The organism is Avibacterium sp. 21-594, from assembly GCF_026226815.1.
GTDB lineage: Bacteria > Pseudomonadota > Gammaproteobacteria > Enterobacterales > Pasteurellaceae > Avibacterium > Avibacterium avium.
On sequence record NZ_JAKKOC010000001.1, the window covers coordinates 2,107,571 to 2,122,736 of the forward strand.

A 15,166-nucleotide genomic window follows, 5' to 3' on the forward strand; every position below is an offset into this window, starting at 1 on the left:
TACAGTGGGGAAAATGGTTTTTAGGTAAATGGGTAAAATACTTTTTCTAGCAGCATAAAAAAATTTTTTTTGTCTGAGTGTAGAAAACAATTGGGAAAGTGGGAAATTGGGAAAAATAGCCGTTTTTATATGATTATTCAATGAGTTACAATAAAAATCAATTTGGGATTTTCAAGGGAAATTTTGGGATTTTTTACCCCAAAAATTGGGATTTTTCTAAATGTGCCTATTTTTTATTCATTTTCGTGTAAAAATACAGCTTTTTCCAATTTGGGAATAAAAAGCCTGTTTTTGGGAATATTTTCTTTATTTTGGGAAAGAGTGGGAAAATTATTTTTCTATAACTTATTGATTTTAATATAATAATATATCAATTTAATACTATTTTCCCACTTTCCCAATTTATTTTATCTATTCTAGTAAAATTTTATTTTATAGTTTACTTGGCGTTGTAAGATGTTGAGCAAAAAAAAGCCAACTTGTAAAAGCTGGCTTATTGAGTAAGTGCGGTGATTATTCTTCGGTTTTTTCCGTTTCTTCGATTAAGGCAGGATAGACGATAAAAAAGCGTTTTCCCTTGCTGTTGATATACCGTTCTAATTTTGTAGGTACTTTGTGCTGATAGGGCCTTTGCTTTTGTTCCGTTCCCGTTCTAATCATTTTGTGCTTTTCCATTGCTTCATAAACCAGCTTGCGCGGGAATTCACTCTCTTTAATCACGTCTTTAAAGGCTTTAGGGTGAATATAAAAGTGTTCTGGTTCGCCGTTAAATACTTCTAAAACACGATAGCCCAAGATTTTCTGAATAATCCGTTGCGTGGCGGGTTCAGGAACTTGAATAAACCCGCTTTCTGCATTTTCATCAAGCCAGCCGTTGAAGAATTCTATGATTTTTTCTTCTTCCCGTTCGCCTGTGCCGTAATCGATGTGCCAATCATTGAACGATTGAATTAAGCATTCCCGATTATCCGCTTCCGCCCATAAGGTTAAATGCCGTGCGGTCTGTAGAGCGGTTTCTAATATGGCAAAATTGCTTGCTACCCGTTGCACCTGTGCGGCGGTGTTATTGGCTAGGCGTTCCGCCCATTCGGTTTTATAGCGTTGATATTCTGCTTTGATAAAGGCTTTATTTTCGGCTATGTATTTAATCCATTCCCGCCCCACTACGCCATAATGATTAAGGCTTGCTTCGTTTAGGTGGTCGGCGTGGGCTTTATTATTGGCGAAGCCGTGAAGATGATTGGCTTCGATTAAAGGAATATTCAAAAGGCGCACTAATTGCCCCGCATTAATATTTACCCCTTTAGACTGTAAAAAGCCCTCTACATCTTTTTCACCCGTTGAAAGTGCGGTGATTTTCCAGCGTGAAAGTTCATCGTTGCCGCCTTCTTTCATTCCTTTTGCTCGCCCTTTTTCATTGAAAAGTGAATAGGCGATATTTTCCACGTCATAAATCTTTTTGGCTTGCCCTAATTCATCAAGGGTAATGAAGCCGTCATTTCTGGCTGCCGCTTCGTTATTTAGGGCGGTGGCTGTGGTGTTCCAGCTTAAATCAATTAAATCAGGGTTGCCATAAAGACTATTGGCAATGTTCAGCGTGGTTGTTTTCCCCTTACTTGAAGAATTAAATAAATGAACGCCAAAACTTTTTGCATTAATCAGGCGTAAAAGCGGGCTAGCTAAGGCGGTAGCAATGCCTAACATCATAGACGTGTTTTTGTTGGCATAGCGGGCAATTTCTTGCTGCCAGCTTTCAAGCGTGCCTTTGGTGCCATAGCCGCCCGCATTGGCGCTTTTGTTTTTGAAGATAATAGGTTGGCTAGGTTCGCCCAAAATCTCACCGCTAGGCAATAAATACGCCCCATTATGCCAGCCTGTGGAATGGGTAACCGCCCAAGATTGCACATTCAGCCCCAAGGCGTGAAAATGCTCAACAAGGTTTTGTGCAATCCCTGTTTTCGGTGTCATTTTAAAGCCTTGGTTTTTGAGTAAGCGCCAAGCGGTATCAGTGCCAAAATCACCGCAATTTATGGCCTCAATGCGGGGTTCTTTTTCGTCTGGGTTGTGCCATTGGAAAATATAGAAATAATCGCCGTTTTCGTTTTTACCTTTGCCGATTAATTCCAGTTTATCGCAGATCCATTTCAAATCTTCCCGCAGCACTTCGCCCGTATCTTTGTCTAGCTTTGGTACAACATAAAATAGCCCCTCAAGTAGCCCGTTTTCGCGATAATCAATATAAGGCGAGGTTTTCAGGGCGTTTTGGTCTATGCTGGCTTGTGCGATCAGTTTCGCCGCCTCCGCTTCGCCTTTGCGTATGCGCTCAATATAGGGGCTGAAGTTTTCGATTAATTCCCCAGTTGCGACATTATGCAAAGAAACCACTTTTGCGGCGGTTTTGGTGGCTAAATTATGGCAAATTGCTGTGCGTTGTTGCTCGCTTAATTGCCCGCATTCAAACAGTTTAATGTATTCTTGCATTTTTGGCGCAAGGGTTTGTGCGGGGATATTTTTAAGCGGATTTTCGCCAAAAATATAAGGCTTGAAATCGCAGCCTAATTTAAGCAAGTTTTCATTGAGCATTTGCCATAATGTGCCGTTTCCGTTATCCCACGCTTGCCACGCTTCATCACCAATTAAAATGATTTGATCTTCTTGCGCTTTGGGTTTGGTTGGCTGATATTTTCTCTTTCCGTTCATCATAATTTCTAACCTTTTTTGCGTTGATTGCCGCCTTAACTCAATAAGGCGGCGTGTATGACTAAGCTCTTTTTGGCATTGTTTTGTTGGGCTGTCTGCCAAGACTTAAGCGATTGGCGGCTTTTTCCGTTGGAATATGTGCGGCTAAATAAACAACCAATAACGGCAATTTTGTGTATGTCATTATTGCCCCCTTGCTCTGCGTCTTGCCTGCTTTTGGCGTTGTAGGTGCTTTCTGCGGGCTTTTTTCTGGTTGCGTTGGGTTTCTTTTAGCTGCTGCAAGTATGCCGCCCGTTTTTGGGCGAGCTGTTCGGCGTATTCTGGCAGCATTAGCGCCATTTCTTCCGTATTATTGGCGAAAAATTCGATAAGCGTGCCATCTGGTAGGGTGATGCGTTTAGTGATCATCTTTACCCCCTTTCAATTGCGTTATTGCCATTTCTAAGGCTTCTAAGGTTTGGCGGGCGTTGCTGGCTAAGGTTGAGGCGTTCCATAACATCGCACTAACAATTTCATTGCTTACGGTGAAATGGCTGTTTTCGGCTAAATCAATTTCTAAATAAGCAATAACGCCTTCAAGCTGAATTAAATGCTGGCTTAGTTCATCGTGTAAATTCAGGATATTACGCATAGCGCACCCCCTTAATGCGGGCAAAGCAAATCGCATCTTGTGGGGTGAGGTTTAGGAATTGGCGCGCGTGCGCTTCGCTTTTGGCATAGGTTGAAACGTGTAGGCGTGTGCCTAGCAATTGAAATTTGTAGATCATTGCTGATAGCTCCATTTGTTGAATAATTTGGGCTATCGCTAAACTTCTCACGGTTTGGCGATAGCGTGTAGCAGGGTGAGAAACTGCGACAAATGGAACGCAGCCAACCGCAAAGGGTTGCCCACTACACGCCATCATAGAGAGAATCACCGCTAGGCGGTTTTCTTTGGGTGTGTGAAATCTACGAACAAAAAAAGCACGGGTTGGCGTGCTGTTCGCCATTTGTTTATTCAGCTTCTCACGGCTGGCTTTCGATTTTGCGAAAGCGGGAATACTGTAATTTTTAAAGGCGTTTTCTGTCAAGCAAAAATCTGCAAAAAAAGCACCGCACTTATAAAAAAATGGCGTGAATGCCTTGATTTTAAGGCGTTTTGATGTATTATGAAAGTTATTCATAGCGTTCCTATTTTGTTATGAATTGTTTTAATCTCATTTTGATTTAATTGATGGCATAGTGAAAAAAGGCTTACATTATTGGGGTGTGAGCCTTTTTTATTGGCTAAAATCTGAATTTCTGTTGTGGTTCTTCCTTTTTCATTAGGCTGTCTAGCCGTTCTTGATTGCTCACGGCTTTTAGCGTGCCTTTGTCTATCTGTTCTTTTTCTGTTTCATTCCACTTTTGCGCCTCTGGGCAATCGATATAAACGGCTCTTTTCACTTCGTAAAGCTGCCCCATAAATTGCGCCTTTAGTTGCCCGCAACTCGGGCAATAAATGGTCGCTTTTACGCTTAATAGTGATGGTTTATTACTTGATCGGGTTTTGGTATCGCCCCCACAAAACGGGCATTTAATGTTAATTGCCATTGGGTTCCCTTATTAGTTGGTGAGTTGTTGCCATTGTGCTAACGCATTAATGAGGTTAGGCAAGCCAGCGAGTAACAAATACACAAAAACAGTAAAAAGTACCGCCCACATAAAGCGTCTAACGGTTTTTGATTTATCCATTAATTCAAGCATTTTTGTGATTTCCTTGAGTAAGTGAAAATTGATTTTCATTGGGTTGGTTGTTCTTGTTTCGCTATCCAAGCCCGCACGCTTTCCATATTCCAGCGCAAGCAGTTGCCTATCTTGATTGGCTTTGGAAATGTGCCGCTTTTGCTGTATTTATGAATGGCTGTTTTTGAAATGCCAAGCAACGCACAAACTTCTTTGGCATTGGCATAGCGGGATAATGTGATCGTTTCGGTCATAGTTTCCCCTGTGGTTTTGGTTGGTTGAAAAAGTTCTTTTTGTTTGTTCTGTGCTTTAAGCGTGTTTTTGTTCGGGGGTGATGATAGGAAGGTTAGGGCGTGAGAAAAATCGAAAAGAGAAAGAGAAAATCGAACGGCAAAAATTGCACCGTTCGATTATTTTATAGACTTTGTTCGATTATTTATTAGGCTGTTCGCTATCTAAGATAACGTTGATTTTGGTTTTTCGATTTCCGCTATTTTTTGGAAAGGTTAGCTTGAGTTCTTTTTTAGCTTTATCGAGATAATGGCGATCAGAATAAAGATCAGTAACATCTTTTAAATTATAACGCGCCTTTATTTCAGCGATTACGGCTTTAACTATCTGATAGCCGCCGCATTCTGGATTTGCTGCGGCGGTGAGCCTGATTGCGTTAAAAATTGCTTTGTTGTAAAAGTCTTTCTTGTTTTTGATTTTTTCATCTGTTCCATTATTCGATTCTTCATTCGATTTATTTTTAATCATTTTGTTTATTTTTTCGGCTGTTTCTGTCGTTTCTATTCTTTCATCGGCAAGAGATTTTAAATTTACCCGCTCATTTTCAATTATTCGCTGTAAATCATCATAAAGAATAATAATTTCTTCAGCGGGAATAAAAATAGGGCTGGTTAATTCTAAGCGGTAAAGGGCAAGTTTATCATCAAGATTTTCTATAGGCGGTGTAAATAAATCGGTATGGTAAAGCATTACGCCCTTTTCTAGTGTTCGCATTTCTTCAAAAGTTGAAGAATAGCCATTATATAGGCTGTCTATTTTTATTGCTAATAAGCCATCAATTCCATAGGTCATTACGCGATTTTTACTAAAAAAATTATCAAGTATATTGTCGTTGAGTTCATTTTCTGATTTAAGGTTAAGAATATCAAGAAAATTAGCTAGATATTCATTTATCCAAATTTCTGAAGGGATTTTAGGGCGATCTATATGAAAAACGGCTAATTTACAATAGTCATCAAGAATAGTTAAGTTTTGATAGTTTAGTTTAAGTGTTGAATTGATTTTCTCTAAAAGTTTATTCTTTGTTTCTTTAAAATCAAGATAATATTTACCGTTAAAAATAAGGGAGTGATTTAATTTATATTTTGTATGAATATAAGGTAAGAAATAACCATTAAATAAATAATGTATCATATCTGATACGGTGATTTGATGATTTATTTCATAAGTAAATTTTTCAGCGGCTTGTTTTAGGGTGTACCACTTTCTAGGCGGTAAATTTATTTTTTGTTGTGCCATTTTGATTTAATCCTTGATTTATTTGATGGTTATTTGATTGTTATTTGATAGCAAAAAAGCCCGTTATTGGGCTTTTCTTGATAGGGCTTTTTTATAGGCTTGTAGGCGTTCTCTTTTGCCTACTGAAAGCACAATAACTCTAATTTCATTGTCATTGACATCATAAACAAGCCGATAGCCCGCTGATCGCAATTTAATTTTATAAAGCGTTTGATAACCGTGCAATTTATCGCTTAAAACGTGGGGATTTTCCAGCCGTTCGATTAATTTTGCTTTAAATTGCTGGCGCAGGGTATCGCCCAATTTATGCCATTCTTTTAATGCCCGTTTATCAAAAGAAAGTTTATAGGTCATCTAAACGCACCTCGACGGGGTCAAGGGTTGCAAGGCGTTGTGTGGCGAGTTCGCCTAGTTCTTTGTCTTCAAGGATTTCTTGAATAACCGCAAAAAGACGGGGATTTACGCAATAAAACACGGGTTCATTACGGTTTAGAATAGCGATCGCCCCTTCTTGCTCTGTTCCCTCTGATACAATCCCCATAGGATTTTTTTTCAAGTCGCTAATGCTTGCCGTGTGTCGGGTTAAAATTTGCTGAATTGCCATTTTCTTAATCCTTACTTGTGGTTAATTTGTTCTAATATTAGCACTAATAAAAGATTTGTAAAAGTCTTATGATTGGTAAAATTGAGCAATAAAAAAGGGCGGTAATAAATCCGCCCAAAGCTTACTGCGCAACGAAAGCTAATCTATGATATTGATGTTTTCAATTAATGCTACGGCGTTGTAGTCTTCGATAATAAAATCAGCCACTAAAGAATTATAAATATCTAGGCGATCTTTGGCTGGGTTGCGTTCCATTATGCGGCGAATTGTGCCTTTTTGTACATAAAGGGAAAGATTATCAAGACGGGTAATTAAAATGCTGTCTGCGGGGAAATAATCCACGCCAACCGCTTTTAATCCGCCGATCAGTTTTTGCGATACGGTCATTCTTGGTGTTGATAAAGCCGCATCAATCGGGAAATCTGAAAGCACGTTGCGCCCACAAATTGCGATCATATCCCCGCCGCCTTTGATTGGATCGCCAATTTTGGCTAATCCAGCTTTCACTAGAGAATTAAGGTTTTTATATTCTTGATCAGCCCCTACGTTTGCCGCACTAATCAATTTATCTACGGCGTTTTCTCGAATTTTTTGTAGCCAGCCTTTTTTTACATCTTCAGCCAATTTATTAATTGCTGGGTTAGAGGTTTGAAGGCGGTTTTTACCATTCCAGCCAACTAATAATAAACTTAATAAAATTTCAGTTGTTAGGTGTTCATCAAATTTTCGGCTGAAATCAACGTCTAGCACGCCAGCAATGCGATCTAGTTTTGGATAGCTGATAGAGGTATCTAAATCAATTTGTTCACAATGGAATTTTTGCGGCGGTGAAATATGCCCTTTTTCGGGTGTGCGGTCGTGTTGGTTAATATCCGTCTGGCTTGGCATTGGTACGCTAATCCCTAGCGCTTCGCCTTTGTGTTCTGTTGTTTTGATGATATTGATTAAGCCTAAAAATGGTGAAGTTTCTAGGGATTTAAAAAATTCCTTTTCTACTTTTCCGTCTAAATCAAAAACGGCTAATGCACCGTCAATATTGACTTTAAGCATTGTAGATAAATGTTGGATATAGTTGTTATATTGTTTTGCTGTGAAGTTTTCCATTGTTTTTATTTCCTAATATAAGTTATCAATTAATTTTTGAAAGCCTTTTTTGGTTGTGGCTTGTTCTTTGCTGTCTTTCTCTTTTTGTGCCAATGTTTTTAATTCATCACGGTTCACAAAAAGAGGCAATTCCCATTCATTATCTAGCGGAATTTCGCTATTTATCCCTTTTTCAATCTTGTTAAGTAGCATTTGTTTTACGGCATATTCAAGCGAGCCTTTGTAGCTGTCATCAAGGGGATTAGGTTGCGCAATGCCGCTATATTTGAGCAATGAATAAAGGCGGGTTAGGGTGTCTTTTTGTTCATTTAAAAAATGTTCAAATAATGCGTTAAATTCAGCCAGCAGGCTTTTTTCTCGCATTTGCAAAATTTGCTGATATTCGTTAAATAAACGTTCTTTCTGTTGATATATTTTGGCGTCTATTTCTTCTAAATAGGCTTGGTAATATTCAATTCGTGTTTTTATCCCCGTTTCAGCCTGTTTTAATGCAACATAATCATCAGCTGAAATAAAATTTTCTTTTTCTAGCTTGTTTTCTGCATTATTCGCTTGTTCGATTAAATCTTGCTGAAGTGCGGCAATAATATTCTGCGTTTTGCTTTTTTCTTTCAGAAGATTATCTAAGGCTTGTTTTTCAGCTAGATATTTCGTTTTATGTTGCTGAAATTCGGTTTTTGATTTTTCCATTGGTTAAATCTCTTTTTGTGCGTTGATTTTGCTTTCTATCCAGTCTTCTATTTCGCTTTCCAGCCAAGCACGGCGATTTGCTGAAATGCTGATAGATTGTGGGAATTCATTTCTTGCCATTAGTGTGTAAATGGTCGTTTTTTTCAGGCTTGTGCGGTCGATCACTTGCTCAAGGCTGATAAATCGCTGTTTTCTTTGGTTTTCACTCACATTTTTAGCCCCTTGTCTTTTGTTTCCGCCCTGTTTCGTTGGCGTTCGTTTTTGTTCGTGTTAAGGATAAAAAAGGGGCGTTTTTTTGTCATTTTGTTTGAATTGTGAGGGTGATGATCACAAAATCAGGCTTATTTTTTATGTAGCAACGCCAAAAATAAGGCTAGAAATATGATAAGGGCAAAATTTAGGCAAAAAGCACCGCACTTTCTTATAACTCAAAGCACAATTTTTTGCGTTTTTTTGCGTTGATTTGCGTTGAAGAAACGCGGTTTATGAATTTAATTCATACCAGACGGGGCAAGGCTTGAACCATCACCGCAATTTGCGTTGAAAACACTACATTTAATGCGCGGGCGTGGCGGGGAAATGTCAGCGATTTTATCGCCGCACGTTTTCCAACGTTTAGCCCAAGCAGAAGCGCACCAAGAAGGGAAAATAAAAAATCTGTAAATAGACTAGGCTAAAAGAAACGCCCCAAAATAGGCGTTTTATAGCGTTTTTGGGGGCTGTATATAAATACAATAAAAATTAGCCGATTTATTGTTTATGAATTATTTTCATATTCCATTACGAGTAGCAAAGACAAAAAAGAAGAAAGCAAACAGAAATTATATAAAACAGAAGAGCAATATTCTTCCTATGATGATGAAGAATGCGAGGATGAAGAAGAATGCGAAGAAGAATAAAAAAAGCGGCATTGCGCCGCTTAATTTCTTGCTTAACGATTTTTCTTGCATTGCTCTACATAATCGCCCCATATTTGCATAACGGGGATCCGTCTTTCATAGAAGTTACTGCGCAAATAGACTTTTGCAGTTGTTGATTTCTCATTGTGCGCCAAGCAAGCGTTAATCACTTCGTGAGCTTCTGCCCCAACATCCTCTAAATACGTTGCAGCCAGTGAGCGCATACCGTGGGCAGTCATAATATCCTTGTAGCCAATCCGCTTAAGAACTTGATTTGCAGAACCTGATGAAGCGTGATTGCCATCTTCTGAACGATGCACAAAAACATATCTTTTATGCCCATTTAGCTTCTGTAATAGCCGCAATATCTCAATGGCTTGCGAGCTTAATGGCACATAATGCGGCTTATCCATTTTCATTTTTTCCGCAGAAATAACCCAGCGTTTATTCTCAAAATCAATATCAGCCCATTCTGCTGTAACAACTTCTTTAGCTCTCATCATTGTTAAAAGCTCAAATTCGATAATCAAGCGTGTTTGTAGCATTGTATTTGATTCAAATAAGCGCTTAAAGAATAGCGGTAATTCTTGCGATTTAATGCAAGGATTAGGCTTTGATTTCGGTCTAGGGAAAGACTGCTTGATTAAAGCGAGATGATTACTAGATAAAATCCCCATTTCAACGGCGTGATTGCCTAATTCTCTTAAATCCCGTGCAACTTTTTCAGCCATAAACGGGGCTTTATTGGCAATAGGTTTGATCAACTCTCTTGCATTAAAAAGGGTAATGGCTGAAATAGGGTATTCGCCCAAAATTGGAAATAAATGATTTTTAAAACGTGCTAAGCGATCTTTTAAATGCGCTTCGCTTAATCTAACGCCTTTTGTCTTATGCCAATCTTCCGCAATCTCTATCAACGTGATTTTTTGCAACTGTAATTGCTTTTCTTCTGCTTGAATTTGCGCTAAAGGATCAATGCCTTGGGCAATCGAAAGATTATAAGAAATCGCCATATTTAACGCTTCTTCAAGGGAAATAATATCAGCCCGCCCAAGGTTCTTTTTTCTAATCGCCTTGGTATCGGGTAAGCGGTAAATATAACGATAAGACTTGCTACCTTTAGGGGTCATCACTAAAAAGAGTTTATGCCCTAGTGAATAGCGTTCTTCTTTGCCTGTGGCTTTCAGTTTATTGATAAAAGTTTGGTTGATTTTTGTCATAGTGTTAGCTCTTGATTTAATTAAAAAATTTCAAGAAATGATCCCTAAAATCTAAAAAATCCATTTTTGTAAGTGAGAGCTAACAAAAAAGGGATCATTTGGGATCATTTCGCCAAGAACAAAAACACGCAAAAAGAACAGAAAAAACAGAACGAACTACAAAAAGCCTTGTTTTTTAATAAGTTAGTGAACAATACGAACAAAAAGAACTGAAAAAATATCAGCGATGGCGGTGAGAGGGGGATTCGAACCCCCGATGCACTTTCGCACATACACGCTTTCCAGGCGTGCTCCTTCAACCACTCGGACATCTCACCATCGGGAAGTAGTGGCTGAATATAAAGATTTCATTGGCTTTCGTCAAGCGTTTTTCCGCCTTCGGTGCTTAACTGGTTAAAATAGGGGCAGTCAAAGTGAGCGGTGGATTATTTGAGTTTTGATACTGTGTAAAAAAACAGTGTTTTTCTTTGCAAGTTTGGGGATTTCCGCTAAACTAAGCACAATTTTAATCCGTAAAAATAGATGAAAAAAGCACCGCACTTAGCCTTATGATGTATTTTGATTTGAATATCCCAACGCAAGCCAATGATCACAAAATTTTAGCCAATGTTATTGCAGGCAGCGATACCTTAGCCCTTGCCGAAATTGCCCAAAGCCACCAAGGGCTTACCGTAGTTGTAACGCCAGATACGCGAAGTGCGGTGCGTTTATCGAAAGTTTTGGCGGAATTCGTTTCGCAGCCTGTTACCTTTTTCCCAGATTGGGAAACCTTGCCTTATGACAGCTTTTCGCCGCATCAAGACATTATTTCTTCACGGCTCAGTGCGTTATTCCATTTGCAAAATGCAAAAAACGGCATTTTCATTTTGCCGATCAGCACCTTAATGCAAAAAATTTGCCCGCCTGAGTATTTGCAACACAATGTTTTGTTGATTAAAAAAGGCGATCGCATTGTGATTAACGACTTCCGTTTGAAGTTAGAAAATGCGGGTTATCGTGCGGTGGAACAGGTGCTGGAACACGGCGAATATGCGCTGCGTGGGGCGTTGCTCGATCTGTTCCCGATGGGAAGTGCGGTGCCTTTTCGTTTAGATTTTTTTGATGATGAGATTGATAGTATTCGCACGTTTGATGTGGATACGCAGCGTACGTTAGCAGAAATTCCTTCAATTCGTTTATTGCCAGCACAAGAGTTCCCTACCGATAGCAAAGGCATTGAGTTTTTCCGCGCGAAATTTCGTGATACCTTTGGTGAGATTCGCCGTGATCCTGAGCATATTTATCAACAGGTTAGCAAAGGCACGCTGGCAGCAGGGATTGAGTATTGGCAGCCACTATTTTTTGAACAAATGGCCACCTTATTTGATTATTTGCCTGAACAGACATTATTTGTAGATTTTGAGAGTAACCAGCAACAAGGTGAGCGTTTTTATCAAGATTGTGAACAGCGTTATGAAAGCCGCCGTGTTGATCCAATGCGCCCTTTATTACCGCCAGATCAGCTTTGGTTGCCCATTGACCAAATTAATCATCAGCTCAAACATTTTCCAAAAATCACCCTGAAAACGGAGAAAGTGGCGCGTGCTTCTGTGCGTCAGCAAAACTTGCCTGTGCAAGCCTTGCCTGATTTAAGCCTAAAATTGCAACAAAAAGAACCGCTCTTGCATTTGCAACAATTTATGGCGCAGTTTAATGGCGATATTGTCTTTTGTGTGGAAACGGAAGGACGGCGCGAAACCTTGCTTGATTTGCTCAGTCCGCTGAAATTAAGACCAAAACAAATCGCGCATCTTTCAGACTTGCAAGAAAAGCAAAGTTTGCTGATTTGTAGCCAAGATCGTGGTTTTATTGTGGATAAAGGCAAGGCTTCTCTTGCGTTGATTACGGAAACGGAATTGCTGGGCGAACGTGTGCAACAGCGCAGCCGAGATCGACAAAAATCGGTTAATCCTGATACCTTAATTCGTCATTTAGCGGAGCTTAAAATTGGTCAGCCTGTGGTGCATTTAGATCACGGGGTAGGGCGTTATGCTGGCTTGGTGACGTTAGAAAATGCGGGGATAAAATCGGAATTTTTGCTGCTGCAATATGCTAATGATTCCAAACTTTATGTGCCGGTAACCTCACTGCATTTGATTAGCCGTTATGTAGGCGGCTCGGAAGAAACCGCGCCATTGCATAAATTAGGCAGTGATGCTTGGGCGAAAAGCCGCCAGAAAGCTGCCGAGAAAATTCGTGATGTCGCCGCTGAATTGCTTGATGTGTACGCACGCCGCGAAGCGCAAAAAGGCTTTGCCTTTCATTATGATCGCGATGAGTTTATACAGTTTTCAGCCACTTTCCCTTTTGAAGAAACCTTGGATCAAATGACGGCAATCAATGCGGTAATTTCTGATATGACGCAGCCAAAAGCGATGGATCGTCTAGTTTGCGGTGATGTGGGATTTGGTAAAACAGAAGTGGCAATGCGTGCCGCATTTTTAGCGGTGATGAACCATAAACAAGTGGCAGTGCTTGTGCCGACCACGCTTCTTGCTCAACAACATTACGAGAACTTTAAAGATCGCTTTGCCAACTTGCCAGTAAATGTAGAAGTGCTTTCACGCTTTAAAACGGCAAAAGAGCAAAGAGCCCTGCTTGCTGATTTAGCGGAAGGCAAGATTGATATTCTCATCGGCACGCACAAACTGATTCAGCCAGAAGTGAAATTTAAGGATCTCGGCTTGCTGATTATTGATGAAGAGCATCGTTTCGGCGTGCGTCAAAAAGAAAAAATCAAGCAACTGCGTGCCAATGTGGATATTCTCACCCTTACGGCAACGCCGATTCCACGCACGCTAAATATGGCAATGAATGGTATTCGCGATCTCTCTATTATCTCCACGCCACCAGCACGCCGTTTGACGATTAAAACCTTTGTACGGCAAGCTGATGATTTAATTATCCGCGAAGCCATTTTGCGTGAAATTCTGCGTGGCGGACAAGTTTATTATTTGCATAATGATGTGGCGAGCATTGAAAATTGTGCAGAAAATCTTGCCGCACTTGTGCCAGAAGCCCGCATTGTGATTGGGCACGGGCAAATGCGAGAGCGTGAGCTAGAACGTGTGATGTCCGATTTTTATCATCAGCGTTATAACGTGCTAGTTTGTTCCACCATTATTGAAACAGGGATTGATGTTCCAACAGCGAACACGATCATCATTGAACGTGCGGATCGCTTTGGTTTAGCACAATTACACCAACTGCGTGGGCGAGTGGGGCGTTCGCATCATCAAGCCTATGCCTATTTACTCACGCCACCGCCAAAAGCAATGACAAAAGATGCCTTGAAACGCCTTGAAGCCTTGGAAAGTCTGGATAACCTTGGCGCAGGTTTTATGTTGGCAACGCAAGATTTAGAAATTCGTGGCGCAGGGGAATTGCTTGGCGATGAGCAAAGTGGACAAATTGAAAGCATTGGTTTTTCTTTATATATGGATCTGCTAGAAAGTGCGGTGAATGCGTTGAAAGACGGGCGTGAACCTTCTCTTGATGAACTCACCCAACGTCAAGTTGAAATTGATTTGCGTATTCCAGCCTTATTGCCTGATGACTACCTAGGCGATGTGAATATGCGTCTTGGTTTTTATAAACGCATTGCAGGGGCAGAAAATACGCAAGAGCTTGATGAATTAAAAGTGGAGCTTATCGACCGCTTCGGGTTATTGCCACAGCCAGCCAAGAATTTATTACAAATTGCTCAACTGCGTTTGCAAGCCAAGCCATTGCAGATCATTCGCATTGAAGCAACGGCACAAGGTGGCTTTATTGAGTTTTCCCCTCAAGCAAGCCTTGACCCAACAAAATTCTTGCTGCTTATTCAGCAATCCCCTGCGGTGTATCGCTTTGACGGCCCAACAAAATTTAGGTTTCAGCGTGATTTAACCGATAATAAAGTGCGGCTGGATTTTGTTACAGAATTGCTTCAAGCGTTACAACCCTAGGCACGGAAATATAATGAATTAATGGCAAAATCGTGATAGATTAACGCCATTTTAACTTTAATGCGTTATCTCAAAAGGAGAACAAAATGTACTTAGATCAAATTAAAGCCGAGCTGAACGAAGCGCAGGACGTGCTTAATAAATTCGTCAATGATGAAAAAAATATCGAATTAATTCAACAAGCTGCGTTGTTAATTGCGGATAGCTTTAAACAAGGCGGAAAAGTGCTTTCGTGTGGTAATGGCGGTTCCCATTGTGATGCGATGCACTTTGCTGAAGAACTCACTGGGCGCTATCGCGAAAATCGCCCCGGCTACCCAGCCATTGCTATTTCTGATGTCAGCCATTTAAGCTGCGTGAGTAATGATTTTGGCTATGATTATGTGTTCTCTCGCTATATTGAAGCAGTAGGGCAAAAAGGCGATGTGCTATTTGGATTATCCACCTCGGGCAACTCAAAAAATATTCTCAATGCGATTAAAGCGGCGAAAGACAAAGGAATGAAAGTAATTGCAATGACAGGCAAAGACGGTGGTCAAATGGCAGGGCTTGCCGATGTAGAAATTCGCGTTCCACATTTCCGTTATGCCGATCGCATTCAAGAAATCCACATCAAAGTAATCCATATTTTAATGATGTTGATCGAATTTGAAATGGCGAAAGCAGAATAAAAAACACAAAAAAAGCCCCGCACTTTATTTTGCGGGGCTATATTTTTATCATTTGTAT

18 protein-coding genes and 1 tRNA gene are annotated in these 15,166 nt (G+C 40.2%); 3 read left to right on the plus strand and 16 right to left on the minus strand.

The annotated features are described in order from the left end of the window. Positions 1-513 precede the first annotated feature (513 nt). From L5B76_RS10190 to L5B76_RS10255, 14 genes are all read right to left on the minus strand, one after another. On the minus strand, positions 514-2,703 hold the full coding sequence (locus tag L5B76_RS10190) for a DUF927 domain-containing protein (RefSeq protein ID WP_265755335.1): 2,190 nt from the start codon (positions 2,701-2,703) through the stop codon (positions 514-516). Positions 2,704-2,761: 58 nt separating this feature from the next. Further along, positions 2,762-2,884: a hypothetical protein gene (locus L5B76_RS10195; RefSeq protein ID WP_265755336.1), complete on the minus strand. Its 123-nt coding sequence runs from the start codon at positions 2,882-2,884 to the stop codon at positions 2,762-2,764. Further along, positions 2,884-3,108, minus strand: a complete 225-nt coding sequence (locus L5B76_RS10200; RefSeq protein ID WP_265755337.1) for a hypothetical protein — start codon at positions 3,106-3,108, stop codon at positions 2,884-2,886. The genes L5B76_RS10195 and L5B76_RS10200 overlap by 1 nt, the downstream gene beginning before the upstream one ends. Beyond that, positions 3,098-3,331: a hypothetical protein gene (locus L5B76_RS10205; RefSeq protein ID WP_265755338.1), complete on the minus strand. Its 234-nt coding sequence runs from the start codon at positions 3,329-3,331 to the stop codon at positions 3,098-3,100. Before L5B76_RS10205 ends, L5B76_RS10200 begins: the two co-directional genes overlap by 11 nt. Further along, the gene (locus L5B76_RS10210; RefSeq protein ID WP_265755339.1) at positions 3,324-3,863 is read right to left on the minus strand and encodes an ash family protein; all 540 of its coding nucleotides are present in this window, start codon (positions 3,861-3,863) and stop codon (positions 3,324-3,326) included. The genes L5B76_RS10205 and L5B76_RS10210 overlap by 8 nt, the downstream gene beginning before the upstream one ends. Before the next feature lie 103 nt (positions 3,864-3,966). Next, a complete protein-coding gene (locus tag L5B76_RS10215) occupies positions 3,967-4,272 on the minus strand; it encodes a transcriptional regulator (protein WP_265755340.1) in 306 nt (101 codons plus the stop codon). Positions 4,273-4,284: 12 nt separating this feature from the next. Beyond that, positions 4,285-4,425 carry a hypothetical protein gene (locus L5B76_RS10220; protein ID WP_265755341.1) on the minus strand — a complete coding sequence of 47 codons (141 nt, stop codon included), beginning with the start codon at positions 4,423-4,425 and terminating at the stop codon, positions 4,285-4,287. A gap of 35 nt (positions 4,426-4,460) precedes the next feature. Then, on the minus strand, positions 4,461-4,658 hold the full coding sequence (locus L5B76_RS10225) for a helix-turn-helix transcriptional regulator (RefSeq protein ID WP_265755342.1): 198 nt from the start codon (positions 4,656-4,658) through the stop codon (positions 4,461-4,463). A 178-nt stretch (positions 4,659-4,836) separates the two neighbouring features. Continuing rightward, positions 4,837-5,934, minus strand: a complete 1,098-nt coding sequence (locus tag L5B76_RS10230) for a hypothetical protein (RefSeq protein ID WP_265755343.1) — start codon at positions 5,932-5,934, stop codon at positions 4,837-4,839. Positions 5,935-5,997: 63 nt separating this feature from the next. Beyond that, positions 5,998-6,288, minus strand: coding sequence for a type II toxin-antitoxin system RelE family toxin (locus tag L5B76_RS10235; RefSeq protein ID WP_110479397.1), 291 nt, complete (start codon positions 6,286-6,288; stop codon positions 5,998-6,000). Next, the gene (locus L5B76_RS10240) at positions 6,278-6,538 is read right to left on the minus strand and encodes a type II toxin-antitoxin system Phd/YefM family antitoxin (RefSeq protein WP_110479398.1); all 261 of its coding nucleotides are present in this window, start codon (positions 6,536-6,538) and stop codon (positions 6,278-6,280) included. The genes L5B76_RS10235 and L5B76_RS10240 overlap by 11 nt, the downstream gene beginning before the upstream one ends. Positions 6,539-6,676: 138 nt before the next feature. Next, on the minus strand, positions 6,677-7,642 hold the full coding sequence (locus L5B76_RS10245; protein ID WP_265755344.1) for a P2 family phage major capsid protein: 966 nt from the start codon (positions 7,640-7,642) through the stop codon (positions 6,677-6,679). A gap of 12 nt (positions 7,643-7,654) precedes the next feature. After that, the gene (locus L5B76_RS10250) at positions 7,655-8,332 is read right to left on the minus strand and encodes a hypothetical protein (RefSeq protein ID WP_265755345.1); all 678 of its coding nucleotides are present in this window, start codon (positions 8,330-8,332) and stop codon (positions 7,655-7,657) included. A gap of 3 nt (positions 8,333-8,335) precedes the next feature. Next, positions 8,336-8,542, minus strand: coding sequence for a helix-turn-helix transcriptional regulator (locus L5B76_RS10255; RefSeq protein ID WP_035688126.1), 207 nt, complete (start codon positions 8,540-8,542; stop codon positions 8,336-8,338). Positions 8,543-8,872: 330 nt separating this feature from the next. On the opposite strand from L5B76_RS10255, the gene L5B76_RS10260 reads away from it, so the two are divergent. Further along, on the plus strand, positions 8,873-8,995 hold the full coding sequence (locus L5B76_RS10260; RefSeq protein WP_265755346.1) for a hypothetical protein: 123 nt from the start codon (positions 8,873-8,875) through the stop codon (positions 8,993-8,995). Positions 8,996-9,263: 268 nt separating this feature from the next. Here the strand turns inward: L5B76_RS10260 and L5B76_RS10265 are convergent, their stop codons facing one another. Both L5B76_RS10265 and L5B76_RS10270 read right to left on the minus strand, forming a co-directional pair. After that, entirely contained in the window at positions 9,264-10,451 is a 1,188-nt protein-coding gene (locus tag L5B76_RS10265; protein ID WP_265755347.1) for a tyrosine-type recombinase/integrase, read from the minus strand. A gap of 227 nt (positions 10,452-10,678) precedes the next feature. After that, positions 10,679-10,768 (minus strand) — tRNA-Ser (locus L5B76_RS10270). 234 nt (positions 10,769-11,002) lie between these two features. Here L5B76_RS10270 and mfd point away from each other — a divergent pair. Both mfd and lpcA read left to right on the plus strand, forming a co-directional pair. Next, a complete protein-coding gene (mfd, locus tag L5B76_RS10275) occupies positions 11,003-14,437 on the plus strand; it encodes a transcription-repair coupling factor (protein ID WP_265755558.1) in 3,435 nt (1,144 codons plus the stop codon). Positions 14,438-14,523: 86 nt separating this feature from the next. Then, positions 14,524-15,108, plus strand: coding sequence for a D-sedoheptulose 7-phosphate isomerase (gene lpcA, locus L5B76_RS10280; RefSeq protein WP_115249353.1), 585 nt, complete (start codon positions 14,524-14,526; stop codon positions 15,106-15,108). The last annotated feature ends 58 nt before the right edge of the window (positions 15,109-15,166 follow it).